Annotated in this window: 14 protein-coding genes and 1 pseudogene; 7 read left to right on the forward strand and 8 right to left on the reverse strand. The window is 64.6% G+C overall.

Translation table 11 applies throughout. From position 1 onward, the window contains the following. Nucleotides 1-116: 116 nt before the first annotated feature. The 3 genes from MKP05_RS04850 to pedF all read right to left on the reverse strand — a co-directional run bounded on the left by MKP05_RS04850 (nucleotide 117) and on the right by pedF (nucleotide 3,624). Complete coding sequence (locus MKP05_RS04850) at nucleotides 117-1,877, reverse strand: PQQ-dependent methanol/ethanol family dehydrogenase (protein ID WP_240567285.1); 1,761 nt, start codon at nucleotides 1,875-1,877, stop codon at nucleotides 117-119. Nucleotides 1,878-2,237: 360 nt separating this feature from the next. Beyond that, nucleotides 2,238-3,167 (reverse strand): substrate-binding periplasmic protein, encoded by a 930-nt coding sequence (locus MKP05_RS04855; protein ID WP_240567286.1) that lies wholly within the window; start codon nucleotides 3,165-3,167, stop codon nucleotides 2,238-2,240. Between the two features lie 34 nt (nucleotides 3,168-3,201). Beyond that, nucleotides 3,202-3,624: a cytochrome c-550 PedF gene (pedF, locus tag MKP05_RS04860; protein WP_240567287.1), complete on the reverse strand. Its 423-nt coding sequence runs from the start codon at nucleotides 3,622-3,624 to the stop codon at nucleotides 3,202-3,204. Nucleotides 3,625-3,924: 300 nt separating this feature from the next. Between pedF and MKP05_RS04865 the strand changes: the two genes are divergently transcribed. The 5 genes and pseudogenes from MKP05_RS04865 to MKP05_RS04885 all read left to right on the forward strand — a co-directional run bounded on the left by MKP05_RS04865 (nucleotide 3,925) and on the right by MKP05_RS04885 (nucleotide 9,931). Next, on the forward strand, nucleotides 3,925-5,097 hold the full coding sequence (locus MKP05_RS04865; RefSeq protein ID WP_240567288.1) for an ABC transporter substrate-binding protein: 1,173 nt from the start codon (nucleotides 3,925-3,927) through the stop codon (nucleotides 5,095-5,097). Nucleotides 5,098-5,146: 49 nt separating this feature from the next. Beyond that, on the forward strand, nucleotides 5,147-6,115 hold the full coding sequence (locus tag MKP05_RS04870; RefSeq protein WP_240567289.1) for a YVTN family beta-propeller repeat protein: 969 nt from the start codon (nucleotides 5,147-5,149) through the stop codon (nucleotides 6,113-6,115). Nucleotides 6,116-6,150: 35 nt separating this feature from the next. Continuing rightward, nucleotides 6,151-6,897, forward strand: a pseudogene (locus MKP05_RS04875) (ABC transporter ATP-binding protein). Then, complete coding sequence (locus tag MKP05_RS04880; RefSeq protein ID WP_240567290.1) at nucleotides 6,894-7,682, forward strand: ABC transporter permease; 789 nt, start codon at nucleotides 6,894-6,896, stop codon at nucleotides 7,680-7,682. Before MKP05_RS04875 ends, MKP05_RS04880 begins: the two are co-directional and overlap by 4 nt. Before the next feature lie 137 nt (nucleotides 7,683-7,819). Beyond that, nucleotides 7,820-9,931 (forward strand): NosR/NirI family protein, encoded by a 2,112-nt coding sequence (locus MKP05_RS04885; RefSeq protein WP_240567291.1) that lies wholly within the window; start codon nucleotides 7,820-7,822, stop codon nucleotides 9,929-9,931. 562 nt (nucleotides 9,932-10,493) lie between these two features. On the opposite strand, the gene MKP05_RS04890 is transcribed toward MKP05_RS04885, so the two are convergent. The 3 genes from MKP05_RS04890 to MKP05_RS04900 are packed head-to-tail and all read right to left on the reverse strand — an operon-like array spanning nucleotide 10,494 to nucleotide 12,941. Next, nucleotides 10,494-11,165 (reverse strand): ABC transporter ATP-binding protein, encoded by a 672-nt coding sequence (locus MKP05_RS04890; RefSeq protein ID WP_240567292.1) that lies wholly within the window; start codon nucleotides 11,163-11,165, stop codon nucleotides 10,494-10,496. Next, nucleotides 11,158-11,919, reverse strand: coding sequence for an ABC transporter permease (locus MKP05_RS04895; RefSeq protein ID WP_110282317.1), 762 nt, complete (start codon nucleotides 11,917-11,919; stop codon nucleotides 11,158-11,160). The genes MKP05_RS04890 and MKP05_RS04895 overlap by 8 nt, the downstream gene beginning before the upstream one ends. After that, nucleotides 11,916-12,941, reverse strand: coding sequence for an ABC transporter substrate-binding protein (locus MKP05_RS04900; RefSeq protein ID WP_110282318.1), 1,026 nt, complete (start codon nucleotides 12,939-12,941; stop codon nucleotides 11,916-11,918). The genes MKP05_RS04895 and MKP05_RS04900 overlap by 4 nt, the downstream gene beginning before the upstream one ends. 139 nt (nucleotides 12,942-13,080) lie before the next feature. Here MKP05_RS04900 and MKP05_RS04905 point away from each other — a divergent pair, with 139 nt between their 5' ends. Together MKP05_RS04905 and MKP05_RS04910 are read left to right on the forward strand one after the other, a co-directional pair. Then, on the forward strand, nucleotides 13,081-13,281 hold the full coding sequence (locus MKP05_RS04905) for a hypothetical protein (protein WP_240567293.1): 201 nt from the start codon (nucleotides 13,081-13,083) through the stop codon (nucleotides 13,279-13,281). Nucleotides 13,282-13,342: 61 nt separating this feature from the next. Continuing rightward, nucleotides 13,343-14,026: a response regulator gene (locus MKP05_RS04910; RefSeq protein WP_110282829.1), complete on the forward strand. Its 684-nt coding sequence runs from the start codon at nucleotides 13,343-13,345 to the stop codon at nucleotides 14,024-14,026. Here the strand turns inward: MKP05_RS04910 and MKP05_RS04915 are convergent. Together MKP05_RS04915 and nosP are read right to left on the reverse strand one after the other, a co-directional pair. Beyond that, the gene (locus tag MKP05_RS04915) at nucleotides 13,998-16,583 is read right to left on the reverse strand and encodes a PAS domain-containing hybrid sensor histidine kinase/response regulator (protein ID WP_240567294.1); all 2,586 of its coding nucleotides are present in this window, start codon (nucleotides 16,581-16,583) and stop codon (nucleotides 13,998-14,000) included. The two genes, MKP05_RS04910 and MKP05_RS04915, sit on opposite strands and share 29 nt — an antisense overlap. After that, nucleotides 16,558-17,745: a nitric oxide-sensing protein NosP gene (gene nosP, locus MKP05_RS04920; RefSeq protein WP_240567295.1), complete on the reverse strand. Its 1,188-nt coding sequence runs from the start codon at nucleotides 17,743-17,745 to the stop codon at nucleotides 16,558-16,560. The genes MKP05_RS04915 and nosP overlap by 26 nt, the downstream gene beginning before the upstream one ends. Between the last annotated feature and the right edge of the window lie 120 nt (nucleotides 17,746-17,865).

Here is a 17,865-nt window from a genome sequence, read left to right on the forward strand (position 1 = left end):
AGCGAAATCTGGCTGGCGGCCCATGCTGCTATGGGGGGTAACGACGGGGGCCTTTGGTCGTAGTCTTCGGGAAGTGCCCGACGGCTTGCCGAGTCGCCGGGCCCCCTTGGGTTACCTTACTGCTCGCTGGGCAGCTTGAAGGTCCACAACATGCCGCCCTGGTTGAAGTCCTTGACGACCCTGGCCACCTCGCCACCCCACAGCGGCACCGCACCACCCCAGCCCGATGCCACGGAGACGTACTGCTCCCCGTCCATGGTCCAGGTGATAGGCGTGCCGACGACCCCGGAGCCGGTGTTGAAGCGATACAGCTCCTCACCGGTCTGCGCATCGAACGCCTTCAGGTAGCCCTCGGGCGTGCCGGTAAACACCAGGTTGCCCGCCGTGGTCATCACCCCGCCCCACAGCGGAGCCGTGTTTTCATAGCGCCAGACTTCCTCGCCGGTCCTGGGATCGATGGCGCGGAGGACGCCGATGTAGTCATCGTTGACCGGCTTGATGGTGAAACCGGCGCCGAGATAGGCCGCGCCCTTCTTGTAGGAGACCGGCTCGTTCCAGATATCCATGGCCCACTCGTTGGAGGGCACATAGAACAGGCCGGTATCCTGGCTATAGGCCATGGGCATCCAGTTCTTGCCACCGAGGAAGGCCGGCTGGGCCAGCACGGGCTCGCCCTTGTCGCCTTCCGTATCAGCCGGGTTGCCAGGCCGTCCGCCCTCGGCATAGATCGGCCGCCCATTCTCATCGAGTCCCTCGGCCCAGGTGATCTCGTCGACGAACGGGAAACCATGGAGGTAACTGCCGTCGGTGCGGTCGAGGACGTAGAAGAAGCCGTTGCGATCGGCGGTGGCGGCCGCCTTGACGATCCCGCCATTCTCTTCATAGTCGAAGGAAATCAGCTCGTTGACGCCGTCATAGTCCCAGCCGTCGTTGGGCGTGGTCTGGAAGTGCCACTTGATGCTGCCGTCGTCCGGATCGATGGCCAGCCGCGAAGACGAGAACAGGTTGTCCCCCGGGCGCAGGTGCGAGTTCCAGGGCGCCGGGTTACCGGTACCGAAGAAGAGCGTGTCGGTGTCGGGGTCGTAGGTGCCCCCCAGCCAGGTTGCCGCACCACCTGTCTTCCACATATCGCCCGGCCAGGTCTTGCCGGCCTCACCGCCGGAGATGCCGTTCTCGACGGCTTCGCCATCCTGGTAGACATAGCCCATGTGCCCTTCAACGGTGGGGCGGGTCCAGAGCTTGTCACCGGTGGTCGGATCATACGCCTCGATCTTGCCGACGATGCCGAACTCGCCACCGGAGACACCGGTGATCAACTTGCCCTTGACGATGATCGGGGCAGCGGTAATGGAGTACCCTTCCTGGTAATCCGCCACTTTCTTGATCCATACCACCTTGCCCGTATCCTTGTTCAGGGCGACCAGCTTGGCATCGAGGGTGGCGAAGAAGAACAGATCGCCATACAGGGCGCCGCCGCGGTTGACCACGTCACAGCACGGCATGATGCCATCCGGCAGACGGGCATCGTATTGCCAGATCTCCTCGCCGGTCCTGGCATCGATGGCATAGGCGCGCGAATAGGAGGCGGTCATGTACATCACCCCATCCTTGACCAGGGGCTGGGATTCCTGGCCCCGCATCTTCTCGCCGCCGAAGGAGAACGCCCAGACCGGCTGCAGGGATTTGACGTTGTCGGTGTTCAGAGTATCGATGGTACTGTAGCGCTGGCCCTGCAGCCCCATGCCGTAGCTCACGACGTCATCGGCCGTGGTGTGATCGTTCAGGATGTCCTCATCGGTGACCGCATAGGCACCAGAGGACACGGCCAGCGCCAGGGCGCTGACGACAAACTGCTTACTGATTGGACTCGATCTCATTGTTGCGCTCCCACTTCTCTTGTTTTCACGTTTCCGCAACGAACCGGGAACTCTTCCCGCCTCTTGGGTAATTCTTGGCGGCAAGCCCTCATGCAACAATCGAACTCTCGCACAACATCCCTCATCACTTGGTAGTAAGACCCTCAAGGGCATAAAAAAACCGCAGGAGTAACCTGCGGTTATTGATCGCCAGCAGATCGAGGAGTTGCCGCCGCCAAGTGCCTAATGAAAAGTTTTCGCGTATTCCATGTGCGAGAAACTCACTCTTTTCAAATGGTTGATAAATCCCCAACATTTGAAAACCTGTATTCAGGCACTTATTCGGGAATCAGGAGCAGCGCCGCTTTCAGGGTCTCATCGCTATGGTTCCTCATCGCCGACACCCAGGATCTCCTCATAGAACGCGGGCATGCCGTAACGCAGTCCATGACGCTCGAAGATGTCTGCCATCTCGCCCTCACGCACCATGCGATCCACGATCGCTTCGATCGCATACCCCAGCTGCCGGTGCGTGTGCTTGACCGCCATGCCGATATCCCAGGCCTGCTTGCCCATCCCCGGGAAGCCATTCTCTGCCGCAGCGAAACCCTGGCCGGCATGGGCTCCCAACTCGTGGTCGATCTCGGCACGCATGCCCATGACCGCGCTCACGTCACCGTCGGCCATGGCCCGGAAGGCCTGGCGGACGCTGCTGAAGTGGTGCGTATTGTCGCGCAACCGGCCGCCGAAGGCTGACGTCAGGTAGGTGGCCGGCAGGGTGTCGATCTCGACGCCGATGGGGTGATACTGGAATACGGCCAGCGTCCCCACGGAGTCGATATCGCCGGGATCATAGGCGATCTGCCACCGCTCCTGCTGGTAGGGCCCGAACATCACGACCTGATCATTGATCACCTCGCCGGTGGAGTCCCGCATGTAGGCGTATTGCTTGTCATACGGCACGCGCAGCATGACATCGGCGATACGCCGCTTGGCCAGGTAATGCCCTTTCCAGATATTGTTGCGCAGGTCGTCTTCCAGGGTTTCGTCGGGGGTGATCCAGTGCACCCGGAACTCCACCTCCAACTCTTCCGCTATCCGCTTGCCGATGTCGATGTCGACACCGACCGCTTCTCCCTCCTTTTCATAGGAGTAGGGAGGAAAGTCACGATAGACCCCGACGTTCAAGTACCCCGACTCGATGACGATGTCATAGGGCCGCTCGGGTGCCCGCTCGAGGACCGACTCGCCGGCCTGTACCGATACGCTCAGCACCAGCGCCAAGACAGTGAACCACCGAGTCAGCAACATGACACTCCCCCCCTCGTTTTCAGTGACTGCCTATTCACTCCTTGACGGACTCGATATACGTCTTGACCGCCCAGATGGCATTCTGGTCCAGGTTGCTCTTGAAGGAGGGCATACCCCGGTCGGTTCCATTCAGCACACGACCGATGAAGTATTCGTCATCCCACTCTTCGAGTTCGCGCAAGTCCGGCGTCAGCCCCCCCGACTGGGCCTGAATACCATGACAAGCGGCGCAGTTTCCGGAGTACCCGCTTTCACCGATCTTGATCGCCTCCTCATTGTAGTCGCCATGCTCGTTGCCGGCCCGGAACGGGTTTTCCATCAACGGCTCGGAGCCCAGCTCGGGGAGACTGCCGGTATCGACCTCCTGTGGGGTCACATTACCATGGCCCATCACCAGCGCCGCCCACCCGAACAGGCCAGCGGCAACACATGCTTTGAGTGGAGAAGGAACTGCCATACCGAATACCTCTGTTGGATAGCTGTGGGCCGATCCACCGCGATCGATGGGCGGACGGGCGATTCCGCTCCCAGTCTAGAAACCCTTCCCCGCTCCCTGAATGCCACTTTCGGGCCTTCGCCCCTGTTCCTTGGTAGTAGCCCCCTTCACCTCATCGTTGGTGGCAGCGCTATTCCTGCTGGCGGTCCTCGAACGCAGGAAATAGTTCCTTAGTACAGGCGTATTGCTACTTTCTGAATATTTCCGCTTTCTCCCGCCTTCCCTAAGCTCGAAGCATAACGACAAACAGCGAGGCTCCCCATGTGCACTCCCCTGAAAGTTCCCCTGGCCATGCTACTCGCGTTGTGGCTGTCGGCACCGCTGGCGGCGTTCGGACTGGATATCCCCATCGGCTATATCCAGTGGGTCCCGGACCAGGGCCCGGTGCTGTCCAACGTCACCCCGGAACCGGAAGACGCGGGCCTGCGGGGTGCCGAGCTGGCCATCGAGGACAACAACACCACCGGCCGATTCCTGGAGCATCACTACGCCCTGACGTCGCGGGTGGTGGATTCCGAGGACCAGGCACAGGAAGCCCTCGAGCAGATGCTGGATGAGGGAATCACCCTGTTCGTGCTGCGCGTTCCGGCCGACACGCTGGGCAGCATGGCGGAAAAGACGGCGGGTGAAGCGCTGCTCTTCAATGCCGGCGCCAAGGACGATGCGTTGCGCATTTCAACGTGCCACCCGCATGTCCTGCACACCCAGCCGAGCTACGCGATGCTCACGGATGGCCTGGCACAATGGCTCAACCTGCGGCGCTGGAAGAAGCTCTTCCTGATCACCGGCCCGACCGACAGCGACACGGCCTGGGCCGAGGCCTTCCGCCGCTCGACGCGGCGTTTCGGCGTGGAGATCGTGACCGACAAGCCCTGGACCTTCGACGCCGATCTGCGGCGTACGGCATCGCAGGAGCTGCCCCTGTTCACCCAGGCGGACGACTACGATGCCGTGGTGGTGGCTGATGTGCGGGGCGACTTCGGCGAGTACGTGCCGTTCAATACCTGGCTGCCGCGTCCGGTGGTGGGCACGCAGGGCATGTCGCCGGTGGCCTGGCACCGGGTCATCGAGAGCTGGGGGGCCGCCCAGCTGCAGAACCGCTTCCGCGAGCTGGCCGGCCGTCACATGAACGGTAACGATTATGCCGCCTGGGCCGGCGTGCGCTCCGTGGGGACCGCCGTGACGCAGCTCGATGCCGCGGATGCCGGCCCGATCCGCGACTTCCTGTTCTCCGACGACTTCCAACTGGCCGCCTTCAAGGGCCGCAAGCTCAGTTATCGCCCGTGGAACGGCCAGCTCCGCCAGCCAATTCCGCTGGTCCACCCCCAGGGGCTGGTTGCCACCGCGCCGTTCGAAGGCTTCCTGCACCCCGTGACCGACCTGGACTCCCTTGGCTACGACGAAGCGGAGAGCGACTGCCGCATCAACTCATAGGCAGCCAGTGACCTCCCATTACTGCATGAACAACCCAAGGAAAACTCACATGAAGAATATTCTCCGTGCGACTGCCCTGGCCGCCCTGTTCGGACTCTCGGCTCCGGCCCTCGCCAGCCTGGCCTATGTCTCCAACGAGAAGGACAACAGCATCTCGGTGATCGATATCGACTCCCTGGAAGTGGTCGAGACGATCCCGGTCGGCCAGCGCCCCCGAGGTATCCTGCTGTCCAAGGATCATACCAAGCTCTATATCTGCGCCAGCGACGACGACACCGTGCAGATCATGGACCTGGAAACCCGCCAGATCGTCGATACCCTGCCGTCGGGTGAAGACCCCGAACAGTTCGCCCTGCATCCCAACGATCGCTGGCTGTTCATTGCCAACGAGGACGACGCCATCGTGACCGTGGTGGATGTCGCGACCAAGGAAGTATTGGCGCAGATCGACGTCGGCGTCGAACCGGAAGGCATGGCGGTCAGCCCGGACGGCAAGTGGGCGGTCAATACCAGTGAAACCTCCAGCATGCTGCACTGGATCGATACCGAAAGTTTCGAGATCAAGAAGAACATGGTGGTCGGCCAGCGCCCCCGCCACGTCGAATTCAGCCAGGACGGCAAGATTGCCTGGGCCTCTGCGGAAATCGGCGGCACCGTTCACATCATCGACGTGGACGAGCTGGAGGAGATCCAGACGCTGGACTTCAAGATCCGCGGCGTCAATCAGGACAAGGTACAGCCGGTGGGCATCGAGCTGACCTCGGACGGCCGCTATGCCTTCGTGGCGCTCGGGCCGGCCAACCATGTGGCGGTCGTCGACGCCCAGAGCTACGAGGTCCTCGATTACCTGCTGGTCGGCCGGCGAGTATGGCAGCTGGAGCTGACCGAGGACGAGAGCCAGCTGTTGACTACCAATGGCGTCAGCGGGGATGTCTCGGTGATCGATGTCGACAGCCTCAAGGTCACCAAGTCCATCGAGGTTGGCCGCTACCCCTGGGGCGTGGTCGTTGCGCCATGACCACCGCCGCCGATCGCACGAAGCGGGCTCACCCCATGCTCGAGGTTGACGACATCAGCCATCGCTATGGGGCTCACCAAGCGCTCGATCGGGTGGGTTTCTCTCTGGAGCAGGGCGGCTTTCACGCCCTGCTCGGCCCCAACGGCGCCGGCAAGAGCACCCTCATCGCCCTGATCACCGGCCTGCTGCGCTGCCGGAGTGGCGAGATCCGCGTCGCCGGTCGTTCACTGTCGCGGCGTGCGCGTGAAGCGCGCCGACAGCTGGGCGTGGTTTTCCAGCAGCCGACCCTGGACCTGGATCTCAGCGTGCGCCAGAACCTGCTCTAACATGCCGCGCTGCACGGCCTGGGCCGGCGCGTGGCTCAGGAACGCAGCGACCGCGAGCTCGCCCGCCAGCACCTCGAGGCACGCGCCGACGACAAGGTGCGCCGGCTCAATGGCGGCCATCGCCGGCGCCTGGAGATCGCCCGTGCCCTGCTCCACGACCCTACCCTGCTGATCCTCGACGAGGCCAGTGTTGGCCTGGACACCGCCAGTCGCCAGGCCCTCAACGACCATGTCCGCGCTCTGTGCCGGGAGCGCGGCATGACGGTCCTGTGGACGACCCACCTGCTCGACGAGATCGCACCGGAAGACCCGGTGGTGGTGGTGTGCAGCGGCCGGGTGATTGCCGACAGCCGCGCCCAGGCCCTGTGTACCCATACCGGTACCCATTCGCTGCAGGATGCCTTCCAGCACCTTACCACCCCGTCCAACGCTGCCGTCATGGAGGAGCCGTCATGAGCGCCGTCGCCTACCTGCACTGCTTCCTGGGCGTGAGCGGTCGCGAATGGCGTCGCTTCGTCCAGCAGCGCACGCGCTTCTTCAGCGCGCTGGTCCGCCCACTCTTGTGGCTGGTGGTGTTCGCCGCCGGGTTTCGCGCCGTGCTGGGCATCTCGATCATGGCACCCTACGACACCTACATCCCCTACGAGGTCTATATCACCCCCGGGCTGTGCTGCATGATCCTGCTGTTCAACGGCATGCAGGGGTCGCTGTCGATGGTCTACGACCGCGAGATGGGCAGCATGAAGGTGCTGCTGATGAGCCCGCTGTCACGCCCCTTCCTGCTGCTCTCCAAGGTGCTGGCGATCTCGCTGGTGTCGCTGGTACAGGTCTACGCCTTTCTCGCCATCGCCTGGTGGTACGGCATCCGGCCGCCGGCCTGGGGCCTGGCCACGGCCATGCCGGCGCTGCTGCTGGTGGCGCTGATGCTCAGCACCGTGGGGCTGGTGCTGGCCAATGCCATCCGCCAGTTGGAGAACTTCGCCGGGGTGATGAACTTCGTGATCTTCCCGCTGTTCTTCCTCTCCTCGGCACTCTACCCCTTGTGGAAGATGCAGGAAGCCGGGCCGTGGCTGTACCGGCTGAGTGCCTACAACCCCTTCACCCATGGGGTCGAGCTGGTGCGCTTTGCCCTCTACGAGCAACTGGCGATGGCCCCCCTGCTGTGGTGCCTGGGATTGACCGGCCTGTTCGGGCTGGTCGCGGTGACGACCTTCAACCTGCAGCGCGGGCAGGGCCTCTGACCGACTTCCGCTGTCGGTTTTGGCGTGCGCCTGTACTACCAAGGTGCCAGACATGGCACTCGGAAGTAGCGTTGAGCCGGACCATCGCTGCCGGGAGACTGTTCCATCAAGAAAAGGCCCGGAGTCTGGCGATGGTCATGGCAGCGTTTCGTACCCTGGTGCTATTGATCGCATCGATGCTGGTGCTGGCCCCGACGCTTCGGGCGGAGCCATCGCCCGAGATGCAGGCCCCCATCCAGCAGCTCTTTCCCAAGGCCACCCGCATTGAAGACAAGCGCGCGGATTATCCGGTCTACCCGGTCTACCAGCTCAGCGAGCTGCTGGGTTATGCCTACGAGTCCCGTGATATCAGCGACCTGACCGGCTACTCCGGCAAGCCCATCAGCCTGCTGATCGGCATCGACGTCGACGGTGACTTCACCGGCGTGCAGGTGATGGACCATCACGAGCCGGTGTTCCTGCATGGCCTGGGGGAAGCACCGCTATTCGGCTTCGTCGACCAGTACCCGGGCCGCTCCCTGACCGAGCACATCGTGGTCAACGGCAAGAAGGCCGGAAGTGACGCCGAGGGCGACGTGGTGAATTTCGACGGCATCACCTCGGCCACCGTTTCGGTGGTCATCATCAACGACACGGTGCTGTCTTCGGCCCTCAAGGTGGCCCGAAACACGCTGGAGGCCTTCGCCCAGGCCCCGGCCGCCCAGCCCAGGGCGGATCTCTACGAGCCGCTGTCCTGGCAGCAGATGCTGGACCGGGGGTATATCGGCCACTGGCGCCTCTCGGTCGAGGAGGCCGAGGCCATGATCGGCAATACCCTGGACGCCTATCCGGAGGTGGCCGAACCGGAGCCGGGTGAGGCCTTCACCGATATCTACTATGCCTACGCCAGCTCGCCGATGATCGGACGCAACCTGCTGGGGGATGCGGCCTTTGTCCGCCTGACCGACGACCTCAAGAGCGGCGAGCAGATGCTGGCGGTGATGTCCAACGGGCTATTCACCCACGTACCGGATGACTTCCGTCCCGGCACCGTCCCCGGACGACTGTCCCTGGAGCAGAGCGACCTGGCGGTGGAGCTGCGGGACATGAACCGGCTGGACTCGGACACCCCCCTGCAGGCCGATGGCATGCCGCATTTCGAACAGGCCCACTTGTTCAAGATGGGCGGCAGTGGCGGCTTCAACCCCGGTGCCGACGCCAGCCTGGTGATGAACCTGGCCTTGGCCAGGAACCACCTGAGCGCGGATCGGGCCAGCTTCCGCACCGAGATGAACCTGCCCCCGGAGCTCTTCGAGCGAGTGGAGGTGACCGCGCCGGTGGAGCAGAACCGCCGGCCGGCCTGGGTGAGCCTGTGGCAGGAGCGCTGGCCGCAGGTGACCATCCTGGTGGCCAGTCTGATGGTGTTGACGGTGTTCTTCGCCCGCCAGCGCCATTACAGCCGCTACCCGAAACTGCTGCACCGGTTTCGCTGGGGATTCTTGTTCTTCACTTTGTTCTTCATCGGTTTCTACGCCCAGGGCCAGCTCTCTGTCGTGAATATCTTCACCTTGCTGCTGTCCCTCTACGACGGCTTCGAGATTGGCACCTTCCTGTTGGACCCGGTGATCTTCATCCTCTGGACCTTCACCTTCATTACCCTGTTCATCTGGGGCCGCGGGCTCTTCTGCGGCTGGCTGTGCCCGTTCGGGGCAATGCAGGAGATGGCATCGTGGCTGGGCAAGACACTGCAGGTCCGCCAGCGCAAGGTGCCCGAAGCCTGGCACCGGCGACTGATCCACCTCAAGTACCTGATCCTTGTCGGCCTGGTCGGCACCTCCTTTCACTCCCTCACCCTGGCCGAGCAGTTGGCGGAAGTGGAGCCCTTCAAGACCAGTCTGACCCTCTACTTCTGGCGCTACTGGCCATTCGTGGTCTACGCCGTGGGGCTGCTGGTGGCGGGCATGTTCGTGCACAAGTTCTTCTGCCGTTACCTATGCCCGCTGGGGGCAGGGTTGGCGGTGCTGGGCAAGTTTCGTCTGTTCAGCTGGCTGGAGCGGGTCAAGCTCTGTGGCCAGCCCTGCCAGAGCTGCAAGAACCATTGTGAGATCAACGCCATCCGCACCGATGGCCGGATCGATTACAACGAGTGCATCCAGTGCCTGGAGTGTGTGGTGATCCTGCGGGACGATACCCGGTGCGTGGACAAGCTGATCCAGCAGAAACGGCAGCGTCGCGCCCGGATCCAGGCGGTGAATGTTGGTGTGTCGTGAAATGCCGTCGCCGCCTGGCTCACGCCACCGGCCCGACCATGGCGTGTGCGCAGGCTCGTAGCGCCAAGCCCGTGCCCGTGCCCGTGCCCGTGCCCGTGCCCGAGAGAGATCCTACCAGCGGCATGCGCCCTAAGTACCGGTCAATCGCGACCATCGGCATATATCGGCGCCTGGCCCGGACCGGCTAGGCTTCTCCCATGGCTCCGTGCGTGACGCGACTTCCCGACAACGGCAGTGCGATCACGCAAGGTACATCACCCGAGGAGAACCGCAATGCCTGTCCGTCCATCCACCCATCCGCCAGTCTCCGTTCCCTCCGTTACGGCTGCTGGCCGCCGGGGATGAACCCACCGAGAGGAGTTCCTGGTCATGTCCCGATTCCCCCTCACTAGCACTCCGGCCCGGGCCGCCATGCTGGCACGGTGCATGTTCGGCAACGGCACCGCCGCAGACGACGGCACCCGACAGGACGACACCGGCCTCGGGTCCCTCGACCCGAAGACAGGTGGTGGCGGCCCCATCGCCGGCATGGCAGATCCTGCAGAGGGCGAGGCGCTGGAAGTCAGACCACCTTGCTCTCCAGGCTGCGCAACTTCCGGGTAATGCCTGCCACGTCAGCGCCGCTCGCCAACCGCTCATCCCACTCCAACCGGGCCGGCTGACCATTGAGGTACCAGATCCGGTTGGCGAGTCGCCCAGCGTCCCGGGCATCGTGGGTGACGCAGATCATCGCCATGTGCGGGCGCGCGTCCAGCAGCGTGCCTACGAGGTTCTGCAACGCCTGCGCCCGGGGAGGATCGAGCGACGCGAAGGGCTCATCGAGCAATAGCAAATCCGGCTGGATCGCCAGGCAGCGCGCCAGCGCCGCGCGGCGCGCCATGCCCAGCGACAGCTGATCCGGCAAGTGCTCCGCGCACCCGGCCAGGCCCACCTGGGCCAGCAACGGCTCTACCTCGTGCGCGGGTACCCCCACCAGCCTCAGGTTCTGGCGCAACGTTCGCCACGGCAGCAGGCGGTGCTCCTGGAACAGGTAGCCGATCCGCAGACCTGCCCTCCTCCTCACCGCCGCGGCGGGGAATTGCTGTTCCAAGCCGACGATGACATTGAGCAGGGTGGTCTTGCCGATCCCCGAGGGTCCCAGCAGGCAGATGCGATCCCCCTCGGCAATGCGCGTGGCGATATCGCCCAGCACGGGTTGGCGGGACATGCGCGCCTCGATGCAGAGTTCAAGCATGACGCACCCCGGCCGTCCGCCAGCGCGATGCCCGACGCTCCAGGGGTTGCAGCACGGCCAGCTCGATCACTTGCACCACGGCAATGAACGCCAGGCTATAGGCCAGAATGCTGGCCACATCGAATACCTGAAACGCCATATGCAGCTGAAAGCCGATGCCGTCGGAACGGCCCAGCAACTCCACCACCAGGACAATCTTCCAGATCAGCGCCAGCCCGCCCCGGGTCGCCGCCATCAGGTAAGGAAACAGCTGCGGGGTCCACACATGGGCCAGGCGCTGCCAGCGGGTGAAATGATACACCTCGGCCATCTGCTCCAGCCGGTTGTCCAGGCTGCGGGCCCCCTCTCGCACGGTCACGGCCACATTGGGCACCTTGTTGATCACTACCGCCAGCACCGCCGCGGCTTCCACCAGGCCCACCCAGACATAGAGCAGGATGATGGTGACCAGGGCGGGCAGGTTGAGGAACAACACCAGCAACGGGTCCAGCAGGGCATTGACCAGCGGCGCGCGCCCCATCCACACGCCAAGCAGCGTGCCCAGCGCCATGGCCAGCGCGAAGCTGAGCATGACCCGGCGTAGCGTCACCCCCAGATGATGCTGCAGTTCACCCGCCCGTACTTCTCCCCACAGGGTCTGGAGCACGGCCAGGGGGCTGGGCAGCAGGGCGGAATCCAGCAGCGCGGCCACCAGCCCCCAGATCAGCAGCGCCGCCGGCAGGGCGATCCAGCACGCCCAGGGCGCGGTTTTCATGGTGCTCTCCGCGACGCATCCGCCCGGTAGAACAACCGATCGGGCAGCACCTCATCCGCCTCGGCACCGGTCAACACGAGCAACCGCTGCAGATCGCTGATGCGCTGGTCGTCCAGCGCTGCCGGGGTGCCGGCAACGAAGCCCTGGCGCAGCGCCTCGAAGTCGGCATCGCCCTCCACTCGCATCAGCGGCCGGATGGCCTCCCAGCGTGACGCCTGCTCAGCCAGTTGCCGCTTGGCCTCGACCAGCGAGCCGGCGAAGCGATCCAGCAGGTCGCGATGCTCGCGTGCCCACGACTCGCGAAACACATAGCCCAGCACCGGCAGGTCCCGATCCAGCGACAGGGCATCGAGCAGGTCCGCCATCTGCAATGCCGTGCGGACGCCCCCCGCCGCCTTGAGCTTGGCGGCGAAATGCCAGTAGGTGACCAGCACGTCGACCCTGCCCCGCCGCATGGCTTCATTGAGCAGCGGCGGGGCCGCATAGCTCACCTCGGCCTCCCGCTCCAGGTCCAGGCCCTGCTCGGCCGCGACCCTGCGCAACAGGATCCAGCCCTTGCTGTCCGGGCCACCGGCCACGCCGATCCGCTTGCCCCGCAGGTCGTCAATCGACTCGAAGCGCGCGTCCTCGGCCACCAGAATATCGCCAATCTGCGATGAAAAGGGCAGGTACAGGTAGGGTTCGCCCTGATCATAGCGGGCCTGAACCCAAAGCAGGTCGGCAACGGCGCCCTGGACATCCCCACTGGAAACGGCAATCCGAGAGGCCGGCAAATGGGGCACCAGACGCACCTCCAGATCATAGCCCGCCTGCCTGTCCAGCCCCAGGCGCTGGATATGATCCAGTTCCCAGTGGGCGGTACCGAACTGCAGGACACTCAGCTTCAGCACCGGGAGTTCTTCCCCCAGCACCGGGGCGCTCCACAGGTTGATGACCCCCAGGCTCACCACCAGGACCGCCAGCAATCGGCAGCGCAGAAATCGGCGCAGGTCGCGCCATGACTTGCAGAAATATCGGCTCATGTCTTGCACGATACGGAGGGTGTTTATACGCCAGAATAGTACTTTGGTGCCTCTTTTGTTGAGACAATGGTGGCATTCCCAAATGCGCAACTCATATCGTTCAATGGATGGCACCATAACAACGACTTGAGGTGCATCCATGGTGACCAGGATCATCCTCAGCCCCCTGATTTTGCCGTCCGCTTCATGCTTCGCCGGGCCCGCCACATCCCTCGCCGCCGATGCCGGCCAGCGCCGCACTCAAGCCGACCCACTGTTTTCCGAAGATGGCTATCGTATCGACCGCTATCGCCGCCCCACGCCGGCGCTGATCGCCCCCGGGAGAGGCCGCGATGGATAACCTGGCCCATACTCCTGATAATAACGACCCCGATAACAACGACGACCATCAGGGCCCTGCCATGTACAAACTACTGATCGCCGACGATCATCCCCTCTTTCGCGAGGCCATCGGTCGCGTCATCCGCGATGGCTTCGAGGATAGCGAGATCCTCGAGACCCAGGATCTCGAGTCGACCCTGGCACTGACGCAGCAGCACGAGGACCTCGACCTGATCCTGCTCGATCTCAACATGCCGGGTATGCACGGGCTATCGGGGCTGCTCCAGTTGCGCAACGAGGCGCCGACCATCCCGGTGGTGATCATTTCCGCCGAGGAGGAGAAACAGGTGATCCTGCAGGCGGTGACCTACGGCGCGGTGGGTTTCATCACCAAGTCGTCGCCCCGGGAGCAGATGACCCACGCCATCGCCCAGATCCTCGATGGCAACATCTACCTGCCTTCGGACATCATCCGCGCCAGCGGCACCGCCCGGCGCAATTCGCCACGTGACGAACACGCCATCACCACCCAGCAACTCGAGGCCCTGACCCGCAAGCAGCTACAGGTGCTCGAGCACATGACCCGCGGCGAATCGAACAAGATGATCGCCTATCACCTCGATATCGCCGAGACTACGGTCAAGGCCCATGTCTCGGCGATCCTGCGCAAGCTCGGCGTGCACAACCGGGTCCAGGCGATCCTCTCGGCCAGCGATATCGACTTCAGCGCCTACCTCAAGCGCGGCCCGCGACCAGGCGACTGAGCGCCATGCGCAGCTTGAGCGGCTTGACCGGCTTGTGCAGCAGCGCATAGCCCAGCTCGCGCATACGCTGCTTGAGATCCACGCTGTGGTTGGCGGTGATCGTCATCACCGGCAGCGGCACCTGGCGCCGGGCATTGATACGCTCGGCGACCGCCAGCCCGGTATCGCCATCGTCGAGATGGTAGTCGACGATCAGCACATCGGCGGGGGCCGTGGCCAGGGCCACCTGCTCCGCCAGCGCCGCCTCGCCATCGGCCACCCAGACCTCGCAGCCCCAACGCGTCAACAGCACGCGCATGGCCTCGCAGATATCGGCATCATTGTCGACCACCCAGATCCGTCGCCCCTCCAGCACGTTCTCGCCCATCGCCGCCGCCGGCGCCTGGGAAAGCTGGCTGCGTGGCGCCAGTTCACCGTAGGGCAGGCGCACACTGAACAGCGAACCACGCCCGGCGATCGAGGACACCGCAAGCGGATGCTCGAGCATGCGCGAGATCTTGTCGGCGATCGCCAGGCCCAGCCCCAGGCCACGGTCCTGGCGCTTGCCGGCCGCCTGCGAACGGCGGAACTCCTGGAAGATCACCCCCAGCTCCTCGGTGGCGATGCCCATGCCGGTGTCGCCGACCATGATCTCCAGGCCGTCGGCACGCCGCCGGCAGCCCAGCAGGATACGCCCCTCGCCGGTATAGCGAACGGCATTGGTGAGAAAGTTGCGCACCACGCGGGTCAGCAGCTGGGCATCACTGCGCACCACCGCACTGCTGGGCACATAGTCGAATCCCAGTCCCTCGCTGGCCGCGACCTGCCGGTACTCGCGGGCCAGGCCATCGAGCAGTTCGGCCACCGGAAAGGCATCGACATCCGGGGTCACCACCCCGGCATCGAGCTTGGAGATGTCGACCAGGGTCCCGAGCAGGGTCTCGACATCCTTCAGCGAGCGGCCGATCTGGTCGATCAGCTCACGGCCGCCCGGCGCCACGTCCTGCTCGCACAGGGCGCCGGTAAACAGCCGCGCGGCATTGAGCGGCTGCAGCAGGTCGTGACTGACCGCGGCCAGGAACTTGCTCTTCGACAGGTTGGCCGCCTCGGCCTCGGCCTTGGCCTCGCGCAGGCGCTGTTCCGCGGCAGCACGCTCGGCGATCTCCTCGCGCAACTGGCCGTTGACCTGGGTCAGCTCGGCGGTGCGCTCGCGCACCCGTTGTTCCAGGTTCTGGTAGGCCTGATGCAGGGCCTCGGCGGTACGCCGGCGCTCGGTGATATCGCGGATCAGCACGAACAGTCCGATCACCCCGCCCTCACTGTCGTAGTGCGGCACATAGGCGCGCAGCAGCACCCGGTGTTCGCCACTGGCGCTCTGCTCCGGGAACTCGAAGGAGACGCTCTCCCCGGCCAGGGCCCGGGTCAGATAGGGGCGCAGCCGGGCACAATGCTCCTGACTGTGCAGGGCCTCCATCTCGCCACCCAGCAGCAGGTCGCGCGGCCAGCCGTACCACTCTTCATAGACGCGGTTGGTAAACACATAGCGCAGGTCGTGGTCGAGGTAGGCGATCATCGCCGGCAGTTCGTCGGTGATGGTGCGGATCCAGTGTTCGCGTTCACGCAGGGTCTCGGCGTGACGGATACGCTCGGTGACATCGGTATAGGTCAACACCTGACCACCGCCGGGCATGGCGTGCCCGCGCACCTCCACCACCCGGCCATCCTCGAGCCGACGCTCGCAGGCCGCGGTCACGCCCTCGGCATCCATGGCGTCGACCAGTTGGCTGGAATGACACAGCGCGGCGAACGGCTGTGGCACCTCGAGTGACTCGAGTCCGGTCAGGTCGCGAAAGCGCTGGTTGCACATCTCCAGCATGCCGCTGGCGGTGACCACCGCCACCCCCTGGGAAAGGCTGTCCACGGTGGCCTGCAGCAACCGTGTCTTCTGCGCCAGGGCATGCTCGCGCTGGGCATGCTCGTGACGCTTGAGCTCGGTGATGTCGACGTACAGGATTACGCGGCCACCGCCGCGGGTGGGCCGCTGATGCACCTGGACCCAGCGATTGTCGTGCAGGCGGTAGACGGTGCGCCCGTCGCGGCGCCCCAGCTGCTCGCTGATTACCAGCCCCGAGCTCAGCGCCAGCCGGCGCAGGTCGTCCAGGCGCATGCCCTGGCGGATACGAATACCCGCCGGTCGCCAGAATTCGGCGAAGCGGCTGTTGAACCGCTGGATGCGCTGATTGGCATCGAACAGCACGAAGGCGTCGGTGATGCTCTCGATGGCATCGATGAGGTGCTGGCCGGCGGTCTCCGCCCGCTCGCGGGCCTCCGCCAGCAGGCGATTGCTGGCGCGCAGCTCATGGGTGGTCTGGTTGAGCGCCTGGGTGCGCTCGCGCACCTGCTCGGCGAGCAGCACCGAGTGCTCGAAGGCGGCATACGGCCCACTGCGCGGCAGGTTGCTGGCCTCGACGCGCTCGATCAGGGCGGCGTTGATGCGCTTGAGCTTGGCGATCTCGCGCTCGAGTTGCCGCTCGCGCTCGCGCTCGCTGCCGTCAGCCGCCGCGACGTGACTGGCCAATGACGACTCCGGTGAAGGTCTGGTTGAGGTGCATGCCATTGCACTGCTCTCCATAGGTGTTGAAGCCCACCACGCGATAGGCACGCAGCAGTGACGAGGCAGCCTCACTCTCGCCGTCCGATTCGATCTCCAGGCGACGCAGGAAACAGTCGCAGCCGATCACCAGCCGTGGTGGCCCCAGTCGCGCGACGATGCCGTCGAGGACCTCCCGCAGGTCATCGAGGATCGGTGCGGCGCGCATGGCGGTCAGCACGATGCCGTTCTCCACCGCACAGTAGAAACTCAGGCTGAGATCCTCGTTGACCCGCTGGATCGAGCGCACATAGGTCTGGTCGTGCAGACGTACCGCCAGCGGATGGCGGGCGAAGGTCTCCTCGTCGAGCTCCTCGACCCGCCGTCCCACCAGCCGGGCGTACTCCTCGGCGGCGGGCTCGGCATTGAGTTCGATGACCCGGCGGTTCTCGCGGTCGGCCGCGGTGACCACCAGCTTGTCGGCCAGCGGCCGCAGGTGGTGGGTGGTGAAGACCTCGAAGTCGAGCGCGGTATTGAGCATCACCACCACCGCGGCGCCGGTACGGAAACCGCCGTTGCCGTAGACATGGGTACCGGCCAGGCGGTTGTCGTCGCCGGCGCTACCGCCGAAATGGGGAATGCCGCCGAGCGCCGCATTGAGGGTCGCCAGCACCCGCTCCTCGCTGGCCGACAGGCCGTCGAGCAGCGTCAGGGCGAAGGTATGCTCCTTGATCGGCGCGATGCCCGCCTGCCGGCAGTGGTCGAGCAGGCGGTCGGTCAACTGCTGGGCGGCCAGCAGCGAGACCTCGTCGAGGTCATCGATCACCGCGTAGTCCAGCGCGAAGGCGCGCTGGTCGAAACCGATGGCGGTGATACCGCCTCGGCCATAGCCCTCATCGGTGATCTCGCCCGCGGTGGTGCAGCCACACAGCCTCACGCCACCGAAATGCTGCTCCAGCGCCTGCCCCAGGGCCGCGAGGTCGTATTCCGCCGAGCAGAAGAACAGCACGCCCCCCAGCCAGGGGTGCAACAGGCGGCTCGCCAGGTCCTGGGCGGCCATGTCCGGGTCCCGGGACCGCGACTGGGCGATCAGTACGGCATCCTGTCGAGCGGCGATACCGGCTGGCGGTGTCGGAAGGTCGATGTCCATGGGCGGCTCTCGGCGTAGAAGGGCTGACTCGAAGTATAGAAAGCCCCCGACTCACTGGATATGCCACTTGGGTGCCGTCCCAGGCCCCCCGGTGCCACTACCAAGGTAGTAGTCGTGCCA

This window comes from Halomonas flagellata, from assembly GCF_022487945.1.
Taxonomy (GTDB): domain Bacteria; phylum Pseudomonadota; class Gammaproteobacteria; order Pseudomonadales; family Halomonadaceae; genus Halomonas; species Halomonas flagellata.

What these genes read in the sequence shown, in the direction of transcription:
- MKP05_RS04850 (WP_240567285.1), bottom strand. Translation starts at nt 1,877, where the DNA reads ATGAGATCGAGTCCAATCAGTAAGCAGTTTGTCGTCAGCGCCCTGGCG.
- MKP05_RS04855 (WP_240567286.1), bottom strand. Translation starts at nt 3,167, where the DNA reads ATGTTGCTGACTCGGTGGTTCACTGTCTTGGCGCTGGTGCTGAGCGTA.
- pedF (WP_240567287.1), bottom strand. Translation starts at nt 3,624, where the DNA reads ATGGCAGTTCCTTCTCCACTCAAAGCATGTGTTGCCGCTGGCCTGTTC.
- MKP05_RS04865 (WP_240567288.1), top strand. Translation starts at nt 3,925, where the DNA reads ATGTGCACTCCCCTGAAAGTTCCCCTGGCCATGCTACTCGCGTTGTGG.
- MKP05_RS04870 (WP_240567289.1), top strand. Translation starts at nt 5,147, where the DNA reads ATGAAGAATATTCTCCGTGCGACTGCCCTGGCCGCCCTGTTCGGACTC.
- MKP05_RS04880 (WP_240567290.1), top strand. Translation starts at nt 6,894, where the DNA reads ATGAGCGCCGTCGCCTACCTGCACTGCTTCCTGGGCGTGAGCGGTCGC.
- MKP05_RS04885 (WP_240567291.1), top strand. Translation starts at nt 7,820, where the DNA reads ATGGCAGCGTTTCGTACCCTGGTGCTATTGATCGCATCGATGCTGGTG.
- MKP05_RS04890 (WP_240567292.1), bottom strand. Translation starts at nt 11,165, where the DNA reads ATGCTTGAACTCTGCATCGAGGCGCGCATGTCCCGCCAACCCGTGCTG.
- MKP05_RS04895 (WP_110282317.1), bottom strand. Translation starts at nt 11,919, where the DNA reads ATGAAAACCGCGCCCTGGGCGTGCTGGATCGCCCTGCCGGCGGCGCTG.
- MKP05_RS04900 (WP_110282318.1), bottom strand. Translation starts at nt 12,941, where the DNA reads ATGAGCCGATATTTCTGCAAGTCATGGCGCGACCTGCGCCGATTTCTG.
- MKP05_RS04905 (WP_240567293.1), top strand. Translation starts at nt 13,081, where the DNA reads ATGGTGACCAGGATCATCCTCAGCCCCCTGATTTTGCCGTCCGCTTCA.
- MKP05_RS04910 (WP_110282829.1), top strand. Translation starts at nt 13,343, where the DNA reads ATGTACAAACTACTGATCGCCGACGATCATCCCCTCTTTCGCGAGGCC.
- nosP (WP_240567295.1), bottom strand. Translation starts at nt 17,745, where the DNA reads ATGGACATCGACCTTCCGACACCGCCAGCCGGTATCGCCGCTCGACAG.